The sequence below is a fragment of the Metasolibacillus meyeri genome (assembly GCF_003049505.1).
GTDB classification, from domain to species: domain Bacteria; phylum Bacillota; class Bacilli; order Bacillales_A; family Planococcaceae; genus Metasolibacillus; species Metasolibacillus meyeri.
Genome location: NZ_PYWN01000182.1, coordinates 1 through 5,681, shown reverse-complemented (window position 1 = coordinate 5,681; position 5,681 = coordinate 1). Strand labels below are relative to the sequence as shown.

The following is a 5,681-nucleotide window of genomic DNA, read 5'->3' as shown; positions in this document are numbered from 1 at the left end:
AGTAAGTGCTCTACTATTTTATTATTCGCTTCTTTTTAATAAAAGTCAAAATATTCTAGTAATGTTTTTTAACTTCAGTAAAATTTACAAACAGAATGTATATGAATAAAGCATTGTTAATTATAATTACGGATTTTAATATAGTAGTGAAGTTAATATAAGTATCTAGGATTTCGCTACATATTAATATGCTATATAGGGTGGTTGCTAATGTAAAATTCAATACCATTATTAGACTCCTTTTGCATTCACAAAACCAAATTGACGCGTACAATTAAGCGTGCTATGCTTATTACTAATTTCATAGTAATCATTACAAGTTCGAGTGAAAAGTTTTTCATTCAATTAAAAGGAAAATAGGTGTAAATCCTATGCTGTCCCGCAACTGTAAATGAGGGGCTTTGCTTCAATAACTGAAGTAAAGCCGTGATTCATGAGCCAGAATGCCTGCTTGTAAGAAGATTCATTGATGATCTACGAAAGATAGGGAGATGGATGGAAACATGCTTACTGTGTGTTTTTCTGTCCTTATTCTTTTTTAGAATAAGGTTTTTTTCTGCCTTCTTGAGTAGAGGAATAGAGAATAGGAGAGAAAAAATGAAATTGATAAAGCATTTGCTTCCTTTCATCCTTGTCTTGACTTTCAGTATACTTACTGGTTGTACAAACACAGGGCAAAAGGGAGAAACAGCACCACAGCAAACAGATGAGAAAATGATTACGATTGGTTGGCCATTAGATGTTGGCCCACTGAATCCACATACCTATTTACCTAATCAAATGACCGCGCAAGCAATGGTTTATGAATCTTTGGTGGAATACAATGATGATGGAACAATCACCCCGAAACTAGCAGAAAACTGGGATATTTCAGAAGATAAAATGACATATGTGTTTCATTTAAGAAAAGATGTTACATACTCTGATGGGACAGCTTTTAATGCGGATAATGTGATTCGTAACTTCGATGCCATATTAGCAAATCGAGATATGCACTCTTGGATGGGGATGGTCAACCATATAAAAGAGGTTGTAAAAGTGGATGATTTTACAATTCGTCTGCAATTGGACGAGCCATATTATCCTGTTTTAAATGAACTTGCTTTTGTAAGACCTTTCCGCTTTTTAGGGGACAATGGATTCCCAGTAGGCGATGCAACACAAGATGCGATTGAAGCACCTATTGGAACAGGTCCATGGGTATTAACAGCATACAAAAAAGATGAATATGCTTTATTTAGCCGCAATGAAAACTATTGGGGAGAAAAGCCTCTTGTAGAGCAAATTAAAGTGCAAATTATCCCTGATGCAGAATCGATTGCTTTAGCATTCGAAAATGAAGAATTAGATATAATTTATGGTCGTGGCATTATTAATTTAGATAGCTATACGTATTTGAATGATAGCAGTAAATACAAAACAGCTGCATCTGAGCCTTTGTCTACTAAAGCATTGCTGTTCAATACACAGTCAGGTCCGTTAGCGGAGCTAGAAGTACGTCAAGCGATTCAATACGCCATCAATAAGGAACAAATGGTGGAGAGCATTACACACGGTACAGAAAAAGTAGCGAATACGCTCTTTTGGGATGCAATTCCGTATGCCAATATTGAATTAGCACCTATCTTATATAACCCAGAAAAAGCGCAACAATTGCTAGATGAAGCAGGGTGGACGTTACAGAATGGCGAAAAAATTCGTTCGAAAAACGGACAGCCCCTATCACTGGATTTAATTTATATCGCAACAGATGCGATTCAAAAGCCAATGGCGGAATTAATGCAAGGGGAACTAGCTAAGATTGGGGTGCAATTGAATTTAGAAGGCGCAGATGTGATGGTTGGTCTGCAAAAATTAATGGATGATCAGGTGGATATTAATTTCTGGAGAACGAACGGCCCACCAACCGATCCACATAGCTTTGCTAATGAGTCAGCTACAGCCAATGCGAATGGTGTTTACGAGGCAAAATTAGGCTTACCAAATGCCAAAGAAATCGATGCTAAAATCCAGCAATTGTTAGTGGGAACAGATGAAGAGGAGCGCGTACAGCTTTACACAGATATTTTAACGATGTTCCATGACCAAGCCGTATTCTATCCCTTATCTTATGAAATAAATAATGTGATTTATCAGCCATATCTGAAGGATTTCGCACCACGTGCATCGGAGTATGATATTCCATATGCACAAATGGATAAATAAAACTAAAGTGAAACGACCAATTGGGTTCTGACAGGCTATGGATACCCATTTTACGATTGTGAATACACGATAAAGGGAGCCGTCTGAAAAGTTATTTTGAGACGGCTCCTTTGTACTGAAAAAGAGACAATCCTTATCATAGGATGAAGTAGGAAGTGACAGGATGTATGAATCAACATGGATGTTTTGTTTAAAAAGAATATTGACATTGCCGTTTGTCTTATTAGGGGTATCCATCCTGACCTTTGTATTTATTCGTTTAGTTCCCGTAGAGCCTGCTGAGGTCATTCTTCGATTGGCAAGAGTTGCCCCAACAGAGGAAGTTATTCAGGCATTACGTGAGGAGCTAGGAACAGATCAACCATTTTTTCTGCAATATTTACTTTGGGTAAAAGGGGTGCTACAACTAGATTTCGGACTATCTTTTGTTAGTAAATTACCAGTGGCACAGGAGCTTTTTGCTAAATTGCCAGCAACGATTGAATTGGCTTTCACTGCGTTTATTCTTATACTAGGGTTTAGTATCCCTTTAGGCATTATCAGCGCGTTATATAAGCAGTCAATTATTGATAAAATCATTCGGCTCTTTACTATATTAAGTGTTTCCATTCCAACATTCTGGTTAGGTTTTTTACTACTGTATCTATTTAGTTTAAAATTAGGCATCTTTCCAACCAATGGGAAGGGAACACTCGCTCATTTAATTTTACCTGCTTTCGCATTAGCCTTGCCAACAATCGGTCTGTTCGTGCAGTTCATCCGTTCATCGATCTTAGAGGAACTAAAACAGCAATATGTCCAATATGCACAACTAAGGGGATTGAAAAACTCAGTGATTTTCATTCGCCATGTTTTGCGAAATGCTGTGATTCCTTTGACTTCTTTGTTAGGTATGACACTTGGTCATTTATTAGGTGGTGCTGTCATCGTAGAGCAGGTTTTTAGCTGGCCAGGGCTTGGTAGATTTTTAATAGAATCAATTATCAACAGGGATTATCCAGTTGTACAATGCTATGTTTTAATTATTGCTGTCATCTATGTGCTGACTAATTTATGTACAGATATATTGCATCGTCTATTGGACCCTCATCTGATGATGAAGGGTAGGAGAGCATAAGATGAAAAAAAGAATGAAGATGACGGGCTTCTTGAGTTTAACCCTCCTGATGTTGATTGGTTTACTTGGTATCTTTGCACCAATTTTAATGCCCCATGATCCGTTAGCTGTTGATATATCTCAGAAGTTTTCATCTCCTTCTTGGGACTATCCATTAGGAACAGATCATTTAGGAAGATGCGTCTGGTCTCGTCTACTTTTAGGTATTCGTTATTCATTAGGATCAGCACTTATTATTCAACTAATTGCCACTCTGTTAGCTGTACTGCTAGGGGCTTTTGTCGCATTGAAAAGAGGTCTAATCGATTTTCTATTTATTCGCGTATGTGACATTTTATTAGCTTTTCCAACGATTGTATTGGCTTTCGGGCTTTTAGGTATTTTAGGACCTAGTTTAAAAAATGTATTAATCGTCCTTATCTTTACACAATTCATTTATTATGCAAGAATCATTAGAAATTTATTGATTGGATTGAATGAAAAAGATTTTGTGCAAGCCGCTAGAATTACTGGTACGACAGGTAGCAAATTAATCATCCGCCATTATATACCCAACATTTTGACACCTGTTGCCACGATTGTTACGTTGGATGTAGGGAAAGTAATTTTAGAAATCGCTGGCTTTTCCTTCATCGGATTAGGTGTGCAAGCCCCGATTCCAGAATGGGGCATGATGGTGAATGAGGGTAAACAATACATACGTCAACATCCTGAATTTATGCTTTATCCAGGTCTTGCCATCATCTTTGTTGTGTTATTGTTTAACCAATTGGCAAGTAGTATGAAGGAAGAACAATGAATAAAGGGGAAGCTATGGAGAAAGTTTTAGAAGTAAAAGACTTAACAGTACAAATTGGAGAAAAAAATGTCTTAAATGCGATTAATCTAACAGCCTATAAAAAACGTGTCTTAGGTATTATAGGAGAAAGTGGGAGCGGAAAATCCATGCTTTGTCATGCAATCATGCAAACTTTACCGCCTGTAGCACAGGTCATACAAGGTGAAATCTTATATCAGCATGACAATTTATTGCATACTTCTGCTGCAAAGCTAAGAACTTATCGCGGGCGACATCTTTCCATGATTTTGCAAAACCCAGCGACCGCCTTCGATCAAATTCAAACGATTGAAAGCCATTTTCGAGAAACATTAAAAGCTCATTTTAAGCTGACAAAAAAAGAAATGAGACAGATTGCCCTTGAAGCATTGCATGAAGTCCAGCTACCTAATCCAGAGCAACTTTTGCACTATTATCCTTTTCAATTGAGTGGAGGCATGCTGCAGCGAGTGATGATTGCCTTATCGTTGGCGATGCAAGCCTCTCTGTATATTGCGGATGAACCAACAACAGCTCTTGATACAATCAATCAAAAACAAATATTAACATTGTTTAATCGCATACGCTCAGAAACAGAAGCGACAATTATTCTCGTCACACATGATTTGGGTGTCATTGCTGAGCTAGCTGATGATGTAGCTGTCATGTATCAAGGACAACTCATTGAACACACGAATGTCTATGATTTATTTGATGCCCCACAACATGACTATACAAAAAAGCTGTTACAGGCAAGAATGCTATTTTAGAGGTGAAAAAATGACACTGCTAGAAGTAAAAAACATCGATATGCATTACGTTCAAAGGCCCTCCTTATTCCAACGTAGACAGGAGATTTCCGTATTACAGAAAGTGACGTTCTCACTTCAAGAGGGCGAATGTCTTGGGATTGTTGGTCAAAGTGGCTCAGGAAAAAGTACATTAGGTCGTATTATTTTAGGAATGGAGCGACCTAAAAACGGCGAAGTGCTTTTTCAGGGCGTTAATTTATACGAGGCAACTAGCAAACAAAAAAAGATGGTGCGCCGTGATTTGCAGGCTGTTTTTCAAAATAGTTATCATTCGTTTAACCCAAAGCAAACAATTTATGAAATACTTGAAGAACCATTTCTAAATTTTGAGCATTATAACAAAACAGAGCGACAGCAAAAAATAAAGGAATTACTTGAATGTGTAGAATTGCCACAGACGATAGTGGACAGCTATCCTTCACAACTAAGTGGGGGACAACAGCAGCGAGTCAACATCGCAAGGGCACTTGCTTTAAAGCCTAAGCTTATTGTCTTAGATGAGGCCATTAGTAGCCTTGATATGATTTTGCAAAAGACGATTATCCAATTGCTACAAACATTACAAAAAGAGCTGCACCTTTCCTACATTTTTATTTCACATGATTTGCGAGCAACACGTTTTATGTCAGACCGTATCCTTGTCATGCAGCATGGCCAGCTAGTGGAGGAAATTGCAAAGGGCGGCACATACAAGCACCCCGCATCACAAGAATTACATAATGCTATTTTG

Annotated in this window: 5 protein-coding genes and 1 riboswitch; all 5 genes read left to right on the top strand. The window is 37.8% G+C overall.

Translation table 11 applies throughout. The features are described 5' to 3' along the window. Positions 1 to 300: 300 nt before the first annotated feature. Positions 301 to 469, top strand: a riboswitch (cobalamin riboswitch). Between the two features lie 128 nt (positions 470 to 597). After that, the gene (nikA, locus tag C9J34_RS20100; RefSeq protein WP_238600735.1) at positions 598 to 2,205 is read left to right on the top strand and encodes a nickel ABC transporter substrate-binding protein; all 1,608 of its coding nucleotides are present in this window, start codon (positions 598 to 600) and stop codon (positions 2,203 to 2,205) included. Positions 2,206 to 2,368: 163 nt separating this feature from the next. After that, the gene (gene nikB / locus C9J34_RS20095) at positions 2,369 to 3,322 is read left to right on the top strand and encodes a nickel ABC transporter permease (protein WP_238600734.1); all 954 of its coding nucleotides are present in this window, start codon (positions 2,369 to 2,371) and stop codon (positions 3,320 to 3,322) included. A 1-nt stretch (position 3,323) separates the two neighbouring features. Next, a complete protein-coding gene (locus tag C9J34_RS20090) occupies positions 3,324 to 4,121 on the top strand; it encodes an ABC transporter permease subunit (RefSeq protein WP_238600733.1) in 798 nt (265 codons plus the stop codon). A 14-nt stretch (positions 4,122 to 4,135) separates the two neighbouring features. Continuing rightward, positions 4,136 to 4,909 carry an ABC transporter ATP-binding protein gene (locus tag C9J34_RS20085; RefSeq protein WP_107841954.1) on the top strand — a complete coding sequence of 258 codons (774 nt, stop codon included), beginning with the start codon at positions 4,136 to 4,138 and terminating at the stop codon, positions 4,907 to 4,909. A gap of 10 nt (positions 4,910 to 4,919) precedes the next feature. Beyond that, the coding region (locus C9J34_RS20080) for an ABC transporter ATP-binding protein (RefSeq protein ID WP_238600732.1) at positions 4,920 to 5,681 on the top strand (762 nt) is incomplete at its 3' end.